Consider the following 14,890-nt stretch of genomic DNA (forward strand, 5'->3'; position numbering starts at 1 on the left):
GGGCGCTGCCGCGCCCGGTCGATCAAGGCTCTGTCACCCGGGCTTTGCCGGGGGCCGGTTTGAACGAGGGTTTCTTCTCCTGCACCACGATGTAGAACTCCTCGCCGTGCTTGACCGCGCCGTACAGCACCGCTTTTTCGATCAGCTCGCTGCCGCGCAGATGGCGCAGCATCATCGGGTCCTTGCGCAGGTCGCGGTACAACGCCAGGCACAACAGCACCATCACCACCACAAATGGCAACGCCACGACAATCGTCAGGTTCTGCAGGCCGGTAAGCGCCTCGCCGGGGTTACCCGGGTCGCCCAACGCAAGCATGATGGCCGCGACTGTGCCAGTCAGTGCCCCCCAGAAAATCACTGTCGCACGCGAGGGTTGCGTGGTGCCGTGTTCGGATAAGGTACCCATCACAAGCGACGCCGCATCTGCCCCGGAGACGAAGAAGATCGCCACCAGGAGCATGACCAGCACCGAAGTCGCCGCGGCCCATGGGTAGCTGTCGAGCAACTGATACAGGGCATGGTTGCTGTTCACCGCACCGTCGATAAGGACGAAGCTGCCTTCGCGCAGGGCATCGATGCCGGCGCCGCCAAAAATGCTGAACCACACCAGGCTGACCAGCCCCGGCACCAGCAACACGCCGCTGACGAACTGGCGGATGCTGCGGCCGCGGCTGATGCGGGCGATGAACATACCCACAAAAGGTGTCCAGGAAATCCACCAGGCCCAGTAGAACACGGTCCAGCCGGCCAGCCAGGCGTCCATCGCATCCCCCCCACTGGCGCTGGTGCGCGCCATCATCTCGGGCAACATCTTGATGTAGACACCGATCGACGTGGGCAACAGGTTGAGCATCAACAGCGTCGGCCCCACCAGGAAGACGAACAGCGCCAGCGCCAATGCCAGCACCATGTTGATATTGGACAGCCACTGGATCCCCTTACCGATGCCAGACACGGCCGAAGCAACGAAGGCAATGGTCAGCAAGGTGATGATGGCGATGTAGAACAGCTTGCCGGGGTGCTCGATCCAGCCGTTGTATTCCAACCCACCGGCAATCTGCAGGGCGCCGAGCCCCAGCGAGGCCGCTGAACCGAACAGGGTGGCGAAGATCGCCATCATGTCGATCATGCGGCCGACAGGGCCGTTGGCGTGCTTGCCGATCAGGGGCCGGAACGCGGTGGAAATCAACTGCGAACGGCCGCGGCGGAACGTGCCGTAGGCGATTGCCAGGCCGACGATGGCGTACATTGCCCAGGGGTGCAGCGACCAGTGAAACAGCGTGGTCGCCATCGCCACCTGCAGTGCTTCGTCCGATTGGCCTGCGGCAGTGCCGGGCGGTGGTGAAATGTAGTGCGACAGCGGCTCGGCGACCCCGAAGAACATCAGGCCGATGCCCATGCCCGCACTGAACATCATGGCAACCCAGGACACCGTGCGAAACTCCGGTGCTTCGCCATCGCGCCCCAGCGGGATTCTGCCGTAGCGGCTGGCGGCCAACCACAGCACGAAGATCACGAACACGGTGGAGGTCAGCACGAAGAACCAGCCAAAGTTGACGATGACCCAGGATTGCGCAGAGGTTGCGCTTGCAGCGAGGCTGGCCTGGTTGACGACACCCCAGGTGATGAAAGCCATTGCCAGCAGGCTGGTGAAGCCGAACACCGCCCAGTCGAGCTTGCCTTCAAGGTGGCGGTCCTGCCTGGCCTCGGCAGTCTTGGACGGGTCGGTGACGCCTAGCGGCGGTGTTTCAACGTGCTCTTGCGTTGCCATCGATGGGCCCTTTTCAGTTTTGCTGCAGGCTTTTGTTGTTGTAATTGCTAGCGATGCCTGCGCAAAAACCGGGGGCGGCCGCGCTGGAGGCCCCGCGATTATCCTGTGAGCGAAACAGCAGCCCCTATTCCAGGACCGTCCTGGCCCATCCTCTGAACGACCAACCGGTCACATCATGCAAACCCCGATGTAACCGGCACAGAATCTGAACGGGCTCAGGCAGCCCCATCCAACCCCATTTGCCAGAAGTCCGCCTCCAGCCTCGACGCCTGGCCAAAAATCGCCGCCAGCTCCACGAACCGCTGCTCGGTCATGCTGCGTGCGGCCAGCTCATCGAGGTGCTTGCGTGCCGCAGAGGCCACGCTCTGGTAGCCCTCCCCGGCGTATTCGGCAATCCACTCTCGGTAAGGATGAGCACTGAGGTCACCGATGTGCGCCGCGAGGGTGCGGCCTATCTCGGCATAGCCGATCACGCACGGCGCCAAGGCCACATGCAGTTCGAGCAGGTCGCCGGCAGCGCCGCAGTCGAGCACGTAACGGGTGTAGGCGACCGTGGCCTGGTGCTCCGGCGCGGCCTGGATATCGGCCTGCGACAAGCCCCAACGGGCGCACAGGCGCAAGTGCAGCTCGGTTTCGTCAAGGATTGCCGCCAGGCCAGCTTGTGCCGCGCGGATGTCGGCCGGCAGCCTGCTTTTATAAGCGGCAAGCGCCCAGGCACGGGCGAACTGGATGAGGAACAGGTAATCCTGCACCAGGTAAGTCCGGAACGCTGCTTCGCTCAAGGTGCCCTCACCCATCTGCCGAACGAAATCATGCTCCACATAGCTCGACCACTGGGGGGCGCTGGCCGCTTTCAGGCGCTCGAAGATATCCATGCTCAGGCCTCCTGATCGTAGATGGCGTCGAAGAAGGCCAGTTCCAGCGCCACGGTGCGCTGGTAGAAGTCACTCGCCAGTGCCGGCTCCTGCGGGCCTACGCGGTCCAGTTCGGCCTGCAGGAAGGCGACAAACGCTTGGAATGCCGCGTTGTCATGCAGGGTGATCCACTCGGCATGGACGAAGTTTTCCGGCAAGGGTTTCGGTGCCTTGAGCGCCCAGTCCAGGTACAGGCCTTCGGCAACGTTGAGCACTGCCAGCGCCGCCGCGTAGGAGCGGGTCGCGGCGGCTTCGCGCATGATGGCCTTGAAACCTTGGGTCGGCAGCGTGTCCTTGGGTTCGGTGCGTTGCTGCGGGCTCACGTCCAGCGCCTGGAAAGCGCGCAGGAAATAGGTGTTTTCATCGCTGCTGATCATCCCGGCAAAGCGGCCGAACCGCAGGCGCGCCTCGAAGGTGTCGGCTGTGGCGATGGCGGCGCCGAGCAAGGTCAGGAAACTGTCGAGAAAACGGTGGTCCTGCACCAGGTAGCGGACCATGATCGGGTCCGCCACGCTACCGTTGCACAGTTCCGTGACGAAGCGGTGGCCGACTGCAGCCGACCAGGTCGGTTCGTTCTGGCGGCGCAAGGCGTGGGTGAAAGGTTCGTTCATGGTGCTGCCCTCCCTAGGGTGACAGCGAGGCCTTGACGGTGGCGCATGGGGCGGCCTCGCAATGAGGCCGGCAAAAAGGCAGGTTGGCAGTCCCATCCCTTCGCCGGCATGATCCGGATCAGGTTCTAAGGGTCACCGCGCTGCAGTGCCAGCGGTTTCTCAGCCCGTTGCCGGGCTCCCCTTGGTGGCGTGAAGGTATACAGCACCTCCGGGGCCTTTGTCACGGAGCAGATCACCCCGAGCAGCCCGCGACAGCTGCACCTTCAAGGGCCTTGGCAGCAAAAGAGACAGCGTAGAAGCAAATAGCCACCAGTCATTAGCCTGTCATCTTATTGTCGTATTTTCCGACCTTCACCCAGGGTCGGGAATACCAGCCGTGATACGCCGTTTTCTCTCGTCAGCAGGCCTGCTGCGCCTATTGATCCTGATGCTCTGTGCCGCCACCCTCACCTTCCTTTGGGGGGTGCACTTCAGCCAGAAGGCCGCCGCGCGCCAGGATGCGCTGATGGCCAAGGCAGCCGAGCACCAGAACCTCGCCCGCATCGTCGCTGAGAGCCTGCGCCAGCTGGTTGATCGTGCCCAGGCTGTGGGCCGCGTCACTCAGGACGACATGGAGGCGCTACCCCAAGGCAGCCTGAGCCTGGCGCGGCTGCTTGCCGAGGACCCGGTGTTCAAACGCATGGGCCTGTACGACCGAAATGGCAAGCTGTTGTCAGCCAGCCACGTCAATGAAGTGGCGGCGCTGCCGGACGGCTGGCTGCAGCAGTTGAAACTGCATGTCGCGCACTACGGTTTCAAACCCTTCATGCCGCGTGTGGACCCGGGCCTCAGCCCTTCGGCCCTGCCCACCTGGCGCTTGCCCTTCCTCTTGCCGCTGACCAGCCTGCCAGGCCGGGAGATCGACAAGATCCTGGTGGTGCAGCTCGATATCGGCTACCTCGCGGTGCTGTTCCAGCACATTGACCTGGGCACCACCGGCCTCATGCGCCTGCTGCAGGACGACGGCCAGGAGCGCCTGCGTATCGATCCCCGCGGCGTGGTCATGGCCGATGTCGATTTCGAACCCGGTTTGCCGGCATCTGCCAGCGAGTCGGGGCTGCTCATCCAATATGCATCCGGCCAGCCCTACCAGAGCCTGTACCGGCGCATCGACGAGCGCGGGTTCAGCATCATCGTCAGCCAGCGCATCGACGAAATCCTCGCCCCCACTGCCCTGGCGTATTCACGCCAGTTCTGGTTGAACTGGAGCATGACGGTGATGATCCTTGCCAGCCTGGTCTGGACCTTGCGCCTGCTGCACAAGCGTCAAGAGGCTTTCAGCGCCCTTGAGCATGCGCAACAGGTCAACCAGCAATTGATCGGGCGCCTGGAAGATGCGCACCGGCGCAGCAGCCACGCCGCCGCCACCGACCACCTCAGCGGGCTGCACAACCGCCGCCAGTTCGTCGAGGTGGCGGGCCTTGCGCTGACCCGCCAACGCGGCAAGCGCCGGCTGATGGCGATCCTTCATCGACATGGACCGCTTCAAGTCGATCAATGATTCGCTCGGGCACAAGATCGGCGACTTGCTGCTGCAAGCCGTGGCCGGGCGCATTCAGCGCCTGCTTGAGCAAGGCGACGAAGCCTCGCGCTTCGGCGGTGATGAGTTCGTGGTACTGCTGGCCGGCGAACGCAGTGAAGAACAGATCGATACCTGGGTGCGCGAACTGGTGCAGAAACTCTCGGCCACTTACTCCCTCGACGGCCAGGAGGTCAATACCAGCCCCAGTGTCGGCATCAGCATCTGCCCACGCGACGGCCAGGACATCGACAGCCTGATCCGCTGCGCCGATGCAGCCATGTATTCGGCCAAGCAGGCCGGGCGTGCCCAGTACCGTTTCTTCGACCCCTCGCTGAATCTTTCCGACATCCACGCCTTCACCCTTGAACAAGCCTTTGGCAGTGCCCTGGCCGAACGTCAGTTCGTACTGCACTACCAACCGCAGATTCGCCTGGATACCCAACGCGTGCTGGGCTATGAAGCCTTGGTGCGCTGGGACCACCCAGAGTTCGGCCTGCTCTACCCCGACCGCTTCATCGGCCTGGCCGAGCGTAGCGGTTTCATCATCGAGCTGGGCTGGGAAGTGCTGCGCCTGGCCTGCGAGGAGCTGGCACGTTGGGATCTGCAGGGCCGCGACAACCGCCTGGCGGTGAATGTATCGGCATTGCAGCTGCGCCAGGCCGACTTCAGCACCCGCCTGCTGGCGAAGTTGCAGCTGTACGGCATCAGCCCGCAGCGGCTGGAGCTGGAAATCACCGAAACCACCATTCTGGACCCGGAAGGGACGGCGGTTGAGCATCTGCACCGCCTGCGCGCGGCCGGCCTGGGCATCAGCCTCGACGACTTCGGGCGTGGCTACGCCGGCTTCGCCCACTTGCAGTCACTGCCGTTGAGCAAGCTCAAGATCGACCGGTCGCTGATCGCACCGCTGTGCAACAGCCACGACGACAGCCCGATCGTCTCCTCGACCATCATCCTGGCCAAGCGCCTGGGGCTGGAGGTGGTGGCCGAAGGGGTCGAAACGCGCGAGCAGGTGGTGTGCCTGAAACTTGCCGGCTGCGATATTGCCCAGGGCTACCACTTCAGCCGCCCCTTGTCGCCGGCGCAATTGCGTGAGTACCCGCCCTTCAACGGCATCGAGGAAAAGCCATGCGTGCTCTGAAGCCTTGGGCGGGCGCACCCGTCAAAGAGCCGGGACAGACCAGACGTTAGGGTTTATTGTGGTGGCAACACACGCTGACACCACCCTCACATGACCGACATAGAGCGCTACGTCCGCGCCGCCACCCGCGACAACACCCGGCGCAGTTACCAGGCTGCCATCGAGCATTTCGAAGCCCACTGGGGCGGGTTCCTCCCGGCCACTGCCGACAGCATCGCCCGCTACCTGGCCGATCACGCCGGGCAGCATGCGGTCAGCACCCTGCGCCAACGCCTTGCGGCCCTCAGCCAATGGCACATCAGCCAAGGCTTCCCCGACCCGACCAAGGCCCCGCTGGTGCGCCAGGTGCTGCGCGGCATCCGCACCTTGCACCCGACACCGCCGAAACAGGCCGCCCCGCTGCTGTTGCAGCACCTGCAAACGGCTGTCGAGCGTTTTGAACAAGAGGCCAGGCTGGCCCGCGAGCAGCATGACCTGCCAGCACTGCGCCGCGCCCGGCGTGACACTGCACTATTGTTGCTGGGTTTCTGGCGTGGGTTTCGCGGTGACGAACTGGCGCGCCTGCGGGTGGAGCACATCCAGGCCGAGGCCGGCGTGGGTATCAGCCTGTTCCTGCCACGCAGCAAAGGTGACCGTGAAGCGCTTGGCGTACAACATCGCACCCCGGCCCTGAAGGCGCTGTGCCCTGTCGCAGCCTACCTGCAGTGGCTCGAAGTGGCGGGCATCGCCCACGGCCCGGTGTTTCGCAAGCTCGACCGCTGGGGCAACCTGGGCGACACAGCGCTCAACAGCAACAGCCTGGTCGGCCTGTTGCGGCGCATGCTCGAACGGGCCGGCGTGCCGGCGGCGCTGTACACCGGCCATTCCCTGCGCCGTGGTTTTGCCACCTGGGCCACGGCCAACGGCTGGGAGCTGAAGTCGCTGATGAGTTACGTGGGCTGGAAGGATGCCAAATCGGCGTTGCGCTATATCGACTCGGGCCAGCGGTTTGGCGAACTGGCCGTGTTACCGGCCAGCCAGGGGCAAGCGCTCATTCCGTGAACGTGTAGCGGGCAACACCGCCCGCTTCCGGGCGAATCGCATACAGGTCGCCAGCGTCCGGGTAATGCCGCAGCTCGGTCGGCGACATGCCGACCCGAGCCGTGGTGATGTACAGCGTGCTCATGCCGTCGCCACCGAAACAGCAACTGGTTGGGCGCGGCACTGGCATCACCACCTGTTCGGTCAAATGGCCGTCGCGGTCATAGCGCAGCAGGCAGCTGCCATTGAACTGACACACCCATAACCCACCTTCACGATCCAGGGCGATGCCGTCAGGGCGCCCCAGTTCGGCAGGCGTCTCGGCAAACAGGCTGACCTGCTCCAGCCGCCCTTCGGGCAGATACGCGGCGCGGTAGATCGAGCGAGCAGCGGAGTCGACGAAGAAAACGGTATTGCCATCGGCGGACCAGGTAATGCCATTGGGCAACGCCATGCCGTCATGGATCACCACATCGTGCAGTTCCCCGTCAAAGCGCAGCAGCGCGCCGGTCTTGCCGCTCGGGCCCTCGTCCATCAGCCCGGTGACGAAGCGCCCTTGCGGGTCGCAGGCGCCGTCGTTGAAGCGGTAGCTCGGGCGGTGATGCACAGGCGCCGAGTACTGGCGCACCTTGCAAGTCGACATATCCAGAATGGCAACGCTGGCATCTTCGGTGAATATCAGGTTGCCTTGGTCGGTCAGTGCCAAGGCACCGATACGGGCAGCGGATTCATAGAGGGTCTCGACTTCGCCATCCGCTAGCAGCCGGTGAATCCGCCCGCCGGTGATATCGACGAAATACAACGCGCCGGTGCGCGCATCCCACACAGGGCTTTCACCCAGGTCGGCCCGGGTGTTGGCGACCTTGGTCGGCACGTAGTGGCATTCCTTGATGAGGCTCCAGCGTTCGGCCACTTCGCCCAGGCTGGAAGCCTCGACGCGCGCCAGGTCACGCGGGTAGCTCACGCCGCTGTTCTCGCTGAAACGCGTGGCGGTGAACTGGCCATTGCTGGCCCGCAGGATGTACCCGGTATCCCGGCAAAGCGGGCTGGCCAGGTACAGAACGCCCGGTGTCACCCATTGCGGCTTGAGTTCTTCCGGTGGCTGGGTCACGCCCCACATCCTGGTTTTGGCCACCGGCGAGACCGCATTGACCAGAATGCCGTGTTCCAACCCTTCCATGCTCAATGCGTTCATGATGCCCACCTGGGCCATCTTGCCCGCCGAGTAGGCGACCAGGCCTGGCTGGGCATAGCGCTGATACATGGCGCGGTCCGAGGTGGTGAGCACTATGCGCGGTGCCTCGGCTTGCTTGAGGTGCTTCCAGGCATGCTTGGCCAGCCATACCGGGGCGTGCACGCTGATGCCCAGGGCGCGATCAAGAAATGCCTGCTCCTGGGTCTCGATGCCTTGGTAATCGACCCAACCAGCGTTGTGAATGAGGATATCCAGCGCGCCGAAATGCGCGATGGCCAGTTCCACCAGTTCGCGGCAATCGTCTTCGTTTTCCAGGTGGCCGGCATGAGCGACCACCTCGAAACCCTGCCCCCGCAGCGTTTCGAGCGCGACGCTGACCGCCGCCGGGTTCTGTCCTTCACCCGAGCGGTCAGTGCCCAGGTCGCTGATGACTACCCGCGCTCCCCGCGCGGCCAGCGCCATGGCGTAATCCAGGCCCAGGCCCTGGGCGGCACCGGTGACGATGGCGACTTTATCTTTGAATGGGTCTGTGCTTGGCATTGTAGCGCCCTTCCGATTCTCCTTTTTTACGATAACAATAAAAAAATCAATGACTTAATATTAAAAGCATGCAACTTTGATATCTGCTGGATATCACCTGAGACCCGCCATCTTCCGATGCACCCCGACCTGCAACCTCAGGCCCCGGATCAGCCGTTTACAGCAGAGGCTTTGTCGCCGCGATGCCACGCACTATCATGGCCGCCTTGCAGGGTCGGCCGCCGGTGAACGCTTTCCCGGCCCCCGTTCGACTCGATGAAGGAACGTAGAATGATCGAGACACGTTTGCTCAGGCAGTTCATTGCCGTGGCCGAGGAGCTGCACTTTCACAAGGCAGCCATTCGCCTGCACATGGCACAGCCACCCCTGAGCCAGGCGATCAACCGGCTCGAAGAGAAGCTGGGCTTCAGCCTGTTCCTGCGTAACAAGCGCGGGGTCAAGCTCACCGCCGCAGGCATGGCCTTCCTGGAAACCGCCTACCGTACCCTCAAGGAGCTGGAGCAAGGCATCGAATACGCCCGTAACGTGTCCGAGGGCATCTGCGGCAAGCTGACCATCACCGCCATCTCCATCGCTTACTACGAGTCGCTGCTCAATACCCTGAAGAAATTTCGCGAAACCTACCCGAACGTGCGGCTTACCATTCGCGAAATGCCGTCAGCCTCCCAGGCCAAGGCGTTGATGGCCGGTGAAGCGGACATCGGTTTCATGCGCAAGCTGCCGATGCCCCCAGACACCATCGAATCCAGATTGCTGCTCAACGAGCAGATCGTCATGGCGCTGCCCGCCAGCCACGCCAAGGTGCATCAGCCTGTGGTCGACCTGCGCGATTTTGCCGAAGAGGATTTCGTCTTCACCCCGCAAGCGCTTGGCAGCGGCTACCACAGCCAGCTGATCGCGCTGTGCGAATCGGCAGGTTTCTACCCTAAAGTGGTGCAGGAAGCGGCGCAGATCCACACCCTGATCGGGCTGGTGGCGTGCGGCTTCGGGGTTGCCCTGGTGCCTGAATCGATCGCCTACTCGACGCTGCGCGAGCGCGTGCAGTTTCGCCCTATCCGGCCGATCAAGGACCAGCCCACGCCGACCATGGGGCTGTACATGAACTGGAACATCCAGAACGCCTCCCCAGCCTTGGGCAGTTTCATATCGATGCTCGACCTGGGGGCCCCTCGTCGATTCGTCGACACCATCCAGCAACCGTTCATTCTGGATGGCAGCGACAAGCGCGAATCACACCGCTAAGCGGTATTCGCGCAGCCAGGCATCCAGTGCCAGAGCGGTCTCAAGGTTGTTACGGCGCAACTGCGTGTTGAAATAGCCCTCGGGCTGATGCAGCTCAGCGCCTAGTCGACCATGGTCGATCACCTGGAACACCGGGCTGTCCGCCCGCCCAAGCAGGCGACTGGCCCGCTCACGCAGGAATCGTTCGTAGCCCAGGTTGGCCGATGTCGGATAAGGGCTCTTGCGCCGCTGCAGCACGGCCGGTGGCAGGATATCGACGCAGGCCTGCTTGAGCAGCCACTTCTCCACACCGTCTTTACCTTTGATCGACCACGGGACGTTGTAAATGTACTCGACCAGCTCATGATCGGTGAACGGAACACGCACCTCCAGGCTGGCGGCCATGCTCAGGCGGTCCTTGCGGTCGAGCAGAATTGGCAGCCAGCGCTGCAGGTGCATGTGACAGATCTCACGCATGCGCCGCTCTTGCGGGCTGTCGCCGGGCAAGTGCTCGACGCTGTCCAGCGCCTGGTGATAGCACCCGTCCTGGTAACTGGCAAAGTCACACAGCCGGTTGAAGTCCGGGTTGATCAGCTCAGGCTGCAGCAACTGCATGCGCGAAAGCCAAGGAAAGCGCTGCGCCGCCAGTACCTGCGGGTCGCGGAACCAGGCGTAGCCGCCAAACACTTCGTCTGCTGCTTCCCCGGAAATGGCCACTGTCGAATGGCGGCCGATGGCCTTGAACAGCAAATACAACGAGGTGTCGACATCGCCAAAGGTGGCCGCCGAATCATTGGCCCGGTACACCGCGCTGCGCGCGGGCTCGGCCACCAGTTCGCCGTTGTCGATGAGGATGGTCTGGTGATGGCTGCCAATGTGTTCGGCAGCTGCCAGTGCATAGGGCTGATCGCGTTCCGGGCGAAAGCTGTCGCTCTGGAACTGCTCGGCCTGGCCAACGAAATCCACCGAAAACGAATTGACCCTGCCGCCCTGCGCTGCCGTCAGGCGCTGTTGCGCCATGGCCGTGAGGATGGTCGAGTCCAGCCCCCCGGAGAGCAGCGAACAGACCGGCACATCGGCATGCAACTGCTCGCCCAGCGCTTTGCCGAGCAGCGCGCGGGTGCGCGCCACGGTGCCGGGCAGGTCATCCTGGTGTTCGCGGCGCTGCAACTGCCAATAGCGGCTGAGTTTGGCGCGCCCGTTAGGCCGCCAGGACAAGCGATGCCCTGGCGGCAGTTCGCTGACCCCGCGCAAGGCCGTGCGCGCCGTGCCGCGAGAGAGGCTCAGCGCGTCCACCAGGCCGACCACATCGAGCGCACTGGCGAACGCTGGGTGCGCCAGGATTGCCTTGATTTCCGAACCGAACAGCAGCCCCTGCTGGTGGTGGGCGTAGTACAGCGGCTTGACCCCCAACCGGTCACGCACCAGCAAAAAGTGGCCGTCGCGCCCGTCGAACACCGCGAAGGCGAACATACCGCTCAGGTGCTCACAGCAGTGTTCGCCCCATTCCAGATAAGCGTGCAACACCACTTCGGTGTCGCTGCGCGTCTGGAACTGGTGGCCCGCCAGGCGCAGGCGCTCACGCAGCGCGTCGTGGTTGTAGACCTCGCCGGTGTAGATCAACGCGACTTCCTCGCCACTGGCGCAGCGGTAAGTCATCGGCTGCACGCCGCCGCTGAGGTCGATGATCGCCAGCCGCCGGTGGCCCAGCAGGGCATTGCGGTGCCGCCAGCTGCCACTGGCATCCGGCCCGCGCAGTGCCAGGGTATCGGTCATGGCGTCGATGATCTCGCCGGCCTGGCTCAGGTTGCGGGTGTAGTCCACCCAGCCTGTGATTCCGCACATGCTGTGCTCCTTACACGTGAAGACGACGGGTTGGCAGCAGGCCGGTCAGGGCCTGCAGGCGCTTGGCGACATCCAGCAACTGGCGCTCGCTGTCACGCCGGCCCATGATCTGCACGGCCAGCGGTGCCTTGCCGTCGGCACTCAGGCAGATCGGCACGGTAATGGCCGGCAGGCCGCTGAAACTGGCCAGCGGAGTGAAGCTGATTTTCTGCTCATAGCCTTCGTCCGCGGGCGAAGGGATGGTCGAGTCGCCTGGCTGCGGGTTGCGCCGGTCGAAGGGTCGGTTTGGGTCCATGGGGAATACCACGAAGTCCACTTGGGCCTCGTTGAACCAGGCGTCGATACCGGCGCGGACGTTGTCCATGCGCTGGTGGATGCGCCGATAGTCAGCATCGCTCACGCCCTCACCCACCTTCAGGGCGCTGAGCGTGGACCAGTGCAGCTCGCAGTCGAAGCGCCGTGCCCAGGCAGCCGAGGCCAGCCACGCATCGCGGGCGCACAGCTGCCAGGCGTCGCCACGGCAGGCCCACAGGTCCGGCATGGCAACCTCACCGGGCGTCATGCCCAGGTCTGCCAGCGCGTTGCGCGCCTGGCCCAGCATGTCGAGCATGGCCGCGCTGGTCAGCGCCGGGTCCAGCGCATGCTCCAGCATGGCGACCCGATAGCGCTCTTTGAGTGGCTGTTGCTCGCCGAGCAGCGGCTCCAGCCCCAGCAACGGGAACAGCAGGCCAAGATCGTCGGCGCTGCGGGCCACCCACCCCAGCGCGTCCATACGCGGTGACAGCGGAAACACGCCGGCCAGGCTCTCCGGCTTCTGGGTCATGCGCAGGCCGACCATGCCGCAGTGCGAGGCCGGCCAGCGTACCGAGCCGAGCACATCGGTGCCCAAGGAGATATCGCACAGCCCCGCTGCCACCGACACGGCCGAACCGGTGCTGGAGCCAGACGGATCGATGCTCGGGAAGCGCGGGTTGCGGCAGCCTGCGCCAAAGGCAATGTTCAGCTCGGTAGTGGCGACCTTGCAGGTCAGGGCAATGCGCGGGTCGAGAAAAGCCAGCGCCTCGGCGCTGCGCTGGGGGTAGTGGCGGTAGCTGCGCAGGCCCAGGCGGGTCGGCAAGCCTTGCACATCGACGGTGTCCTTCACCCCAAGGCGGTACCACGGCGCCTCGACCTCGCGGGTGCTAGTCAGGCAACGGTAGTGGCTGTCGGCATGCACGCTCCAGTGTGCGTACTGCTGCGCCCAGTCCGCGGCAAGCTCGGGGTTGCGCTGCAGCAATTCGTGGCGTTTGCGCAGGCTCAATCCCAGGTATTCGGGCTGCTCACGTCCGCGGGTGGCGTCGGCGCCGCAGTTGCTCAGGTAGTGGGCGATGGCGTCTTGGGTGTCAACGTGGTTCATGGGTGCATTCCTTGACTGAGGTAGAAGCCGCCCACGGCAGAGGCTTGCCGGTGGCGGACAAAGGCAGGTCGGTGACACGGCGTACCGCAACCGGCCATGGATGGCCCGGCGGTAATTGGCGCAAAGCCTCCCGCACCGCGTGCTCGGTGAGGGTCTCGCCGCTGTACAGCACCTCGAACGCTTCGCCGCGCAACGCATCGGCCACGGCAACGCAGGCCAGCGTCGGGCAGTCCAGGCGCTGGGCGAGATCACTGGCCAAGCGGGCCAGATCGACGCGCAGGCCATTGACCTTGATCAGGCTGCTGGCCCGCCCCAACCATTGGAAGCGCTGTGCGTCCAGCACCCGTACCAGGTCATCGCAACGGTGCGTCGCGGCAGCGCGTGCCTGGCCCGGTTGGCGGGCGATGCGCGGGCTGGCCACGTTCAGCGCACAGGGCTGGCCAGGGGGGCTGAGCAGTGTCACATCGTCCAGCAGCGTCCAGGGCTGCTCTGCGTCACTGTGCGCATCCAGCTCGCGGTAAGCCATGGCCCCGGTTTCGGTGGAACCGAGCAGCTCGATGAAACGTACCTGAGGCCCGGCATGGCGCTGCACCGTGGCCATGGCACCGGCGGGCAGCAGCGAGGCGCTGTGCACCACCAGTACCTGACGCCGGGTGCTCAGCCGGGCCAGCAGCGCCGGCAGCACGCGCCAGGTACTGGCAATGGCCAGAATCACGCACGGCCCGTCGCCCTCGAGCGCTGGCAGGCGCTGCTGCTCCAGCGAACAGGCGTGCAACCGCGCATGCAGAACCCGCGCACCGACCTCGCCAAGGATCATGCCGTAGCTGTGGCAGGCGGGCGCGAACGAGAAAATCTCCCGTGCATCAGGCGCCCAGCGGCCGAGGATCAGGGCCGCTTCGCAGGCCATCTGCGCCTGGCTGCGCAGCCATTGCCGGGGCGTACCCGTTGAGCCGGAGGTGGTGAACAGATGCTCGGCGTTCACTTGGCGGCCTGCAGGGTCAGCTGATCTTCCAGTTTTTGCCCGACGAAGCGTTCCATCTTTTCCAGGGTTTCGAACCAGAAGCGCACATCGTCGCTGAGGTAGTCCACTTCGATGTCGAAGCAGCCTTCGATGGCGGTGATCACTTCAACAGCCATGAGGCTGTCGAAGCGTTCACCAAGAAAGTCACGAAAGCTGTCGCGCTTGTCGATCGCGTCGACGTGCTCGCCAAGCAACTGGCCGAGGGTTTGGCGGATACGCTGTTCAATGCTTAGGTCGTTCACGAGCCGGTCTTTCCTTGTTGGTGGGCAGCGTTGGTCAATTCCGCTCCGGCACTGAAGAACACGTGCTCGGGCAGGATCGGATCGAAGTGCAGGTAAATGAAGGCTTTGGGGTACTGCGTGCGCAGGCAGCCGTGCAGGCCTTCAGCCAGCGCCTGGTGGGCGTGACGATCGCGGGCCTGCGACAAGGTGATGCGCACATGGAACTGCGCCGGTGCGCCGTCGCGGTCGGCAACCGGCATCGGCATGCCGGCACTGAACACACTGGCCTCAGGTAATGGGTTGAAGAACACCATGCAATGCGCAGTGTCAGCGCCCAGTTGCTTGAGCTGGCGGGTAAAGGCCAGTGCCAGGCGCTTGCGCTCCAAGGGTTGCAGCGGTGCACAGCTAACAGTGAGGGTGGGCATGGCGGCTC

Annotated in this window: 11 protein-coding genes, 2 pseudogenes and 1 riboswitch; of the genes and pseudogenes, 3 read left to right on the plus strand and 10 right to left on the minus strand. The window is 64.2% G+C overall.

The window, feature by feature from the left end:
- Positions 1–22: 22 nt before the first annotated feature.
- The 3 genes from OSW16_RS13945 to OSW16_RS13955 all read right to left on the minus strand — a co-directional run bounded on the left by OSW16_RS13945 (position 23) and on the right by OSW16_RS13955 (position 3,296).
- On the minus strand, positions 23–1,771 hold the full coding sequence (locus OSW16_RS13945; protein WP_267815994.1) for a BCCT family transporter: 1,749 nt from the start codon (positions 1,769–1,771) through the stop codon (positions 23–25).
- Positions 1,772–1,986: 215 nt separating this feature from the next.
- The gene (gene tenA / locus OSW16_RS13950; RefSeq protein ID WP_267815997.1) at positions 1,987–2,646 is read right to left on the minus strand and encodes a thiaminase II; all 660 of its coding nucleotides are present in this window, start codon (positions 2,644–2,646) and stop codon (positions 1,987–1,989) included.
- 2 nt (positions 2,647–2,648) lie between these two features.
- A complete protein-coding gene (locus tag OSW16_RS13955; protein ID WP_267815999.1) occupies positions 2,649–3,296 on the minus strand; it encodes a TenA family protein in 648 nt (215 codons plus the stop codon).
- 78 nt (positions 3,297–3,374) lie between these two features.
- Positions 3,375–3,488: riboswitch (TPP riboswitch) on the minus strand.
- Positions 3,489–3,672: 184 nt separating this feature from the next.
- On the opposite strand from OSW16_RS13955, the pseudogene OSW16_RS13960 reads away from it, so the two are divergent.
- A pseudogene (locus OSW16_RS13960) lies at positions 3,673–5,998 on the plus strand (putative bifunctional diguanylate cyclase/phosphodiesterase).
- Positions 5,999–6,088: 90 nt separating this feature from the next.
- A complete protein-coding gene (locus tag OSW16_RS13965) occupies positions 6,089–7,039 on the plus strand; it encodes a site-specific integrase (protein ID WP_241803452.1) in 951 nt (316 codons plus the stop codon).
- Here OSW16_RS13965 and OSW16_RS13970 read toward each other — a convergent pair.
- Both OSW16_RS13970 and OSW16_RS13975 read right to left on the minus strand, forming a co-directional pair.
- Complete coding sequence (locus tag OSW16_RS13970; RefSeq protein ID WP_418942187.1) at positions 7,029–8,138, minus strand: SMP-30/gluconolactonase/LRE family protein; 1,110 nt, start codon at positions 8,136–8,138, stop codon at positions 7,029–7,031. The genes OSW16_RS13965 and OSW16_RS13970 overlap by 11 nt on opposite strands.
- Positions 8,139–8,180: 42 nt before the next feature.
- Positions 8,181–8,753, minus strand: a pseudogene (locus OSW16_RS13975) (SDR family NAD(P)-dependent oxidoreductase); the annotation flags it as partial.
- Between the two features lie 270 nt (positions 8,754–9,023).
- Here OSW16_RS13975 and OSW16_RS13980 point away from each other — a divergent pair.
- Positions 9,024–9,995: a LysR family transcriptional regulator gene (locus OSW16_RS13980; protein ID WP_241803453.1), complete on the plus strand. Its 972-nt coding sequence runs from the start codon at positions 9,024–9,026 to the stop codon at positions 9,993–9,995.
- On the opposite strand, the gene asnB is transcribed toward OSW16_RS13980, so the two are convergent.
- The 5 genes from asnB to OSW16_RS14005 are packed head-to-tail and all read right to left on the minus strand — an operon-like array spanning position 9,984 to position 14,882.
- Positions 9,984–11,819 (minus strand): asparagine synthase (glutamine-hydrolyzing), encoded by a 1,836-nt coding sequence (gene asnB / locus OSW16_RS13985; RefSeq protein WP_267816002.1) that lies wholly within the window; start codon positions 11,817–11,819, stop codon positions 9,984–9,986. The genes OSW16_RS13980 and asnB overlap by 12 nt on opposite strands.
- A gap of 10 nt (positions 11,820–11,829) precedes the next feature.
- Positions 11,830–13,215: an amidase family protein gene (locus OSW16_RS13990; protein ID WP_267816004.1), complete on the minus strand. Its 1,386-nt coding sequence runs from the start codon at positions 13,213–13,215 to the stop codon at positions 11,830–11,832.
- Positions 13,202–14,197, minus strand: a complete 996-nt coding sequence (locus OSW16_RS13995; RefSeq protein WP_267816006.1) for an AMP-binding protein — start codon at positions 14,195–14,197, stop codon at positions 13,202–13,204. The genes OSW16_RS13990 and OSW16_RS13995 overlap by 14 nt, the downstream gene beginning before the upstream one ends.
- Positions 14,194–14,478, minus strand: a complete 285-nt coding sequence (locus OSW16_RS14000; protein WP_267816008.1) for an acyl carrier protein — start codon at positions 14,476–14,478, stop codon at positions 14,194–14,196. Before OSW16_RS14000 ends, OSW16_RS13995 begins: the two co-directional genes overlap by 4 nt.
- Positions 14,475–14,882 (minus strand): hypothetical protein, encoded by a 408-nt coding sequence (locus OSW16_RS14005; protein WP_241803458.1) that lies wholly within the window; start codon positions 14,880–14,882, stop codon positions 14,475–14,477. Before OSW16_RS14005 ends, OSW16_RS14000 begins: the two co-directional genes overlap by 4 nt.
- Positions 14,883–14,890 lie beyond the last annotated feature (8 nt).

Origin of the sequence: Pseudomonas putida (assembly GCF_026625125.1) — a bacterium.
GTDB classification, from domain to species: domain Bacteria; phylum Pseudomonadota; class Gammaproteobacteria; order Pseudomonadales; family Pseudomonadaceae; genus Aquipseudomonas; species Aquipseudomonas putida_X.

What these genes read in the sequence shown, in the direction of transcription:
- OSW16_RS13945 (WP_267815994.1), bottom strand. Translation starts at nt 1,771, where the DNA reads ATGGCAACGCAAGAGCACGTTGAAACACCGCCGCTAGGCGTCACCGAC.
- tenA (WP_267815997.1), bottom strand. Translation starts at nt 2,646, where the DNA reads ATGGATATCTTCGAGCGCCTGAAAGCGGCCAGCGCCCCCCAGTGGTCG.
- OSW16_RS13955 (WP_267815999.1), bottom strand. Translation starts at nt 3,296, where the DNA reads ATGAACGAACCTTTCACCCACGCCTTGCGCCGCCAGAACGAACCGACC.
- OSW16_RS13965 (WP_241803452.1), top strand. Translation starts at nt 6,089, where the DNA reads ATGACCGACATAGAGCGCTACGTCCGCGCCGCCACCCGCGACAACACC.
- OSW16_RS13970 (WP_418942187.1), bottom strand. Translation starts at nt 8,138, where the DNA reads ATGTGGGGCGTGACCCAGCCACCGGAAGAACTCAAGCCGCAATGGGTG.
- OSW16_RS13980 (WP_241803453.1), top strand. Translation starts at nt 9,024, where the DNA reads ATGATCGAGACACGTTTGCTCAGGCAGTTCATTGCCGTGGCCGAGGAG.
- asnB (WP_267816002.1), bottom strand. Translation starts at nt 11,819, where the DNA reads ATGTGCGGAATCACAGGCTGGGTGGACTACACCCGCAACCTGAGCCAG.
- OSW16_RS13990 (WP_267816004.1), bottom strand. Translation starts at nt 13,215, where the DNA reads ATGAACCACGTTGACACCCAAGACGCCATCGCCCACTACCTGAGCAAC.
- OSW16_RS14005 (WP_241803458.1), bottom strand. Translation starts at nt 14,882, where the DNA reads ATGCCCACCCTCACTGTTAGCTGTGCACCGCTGCAACCCTTGGAGCGC.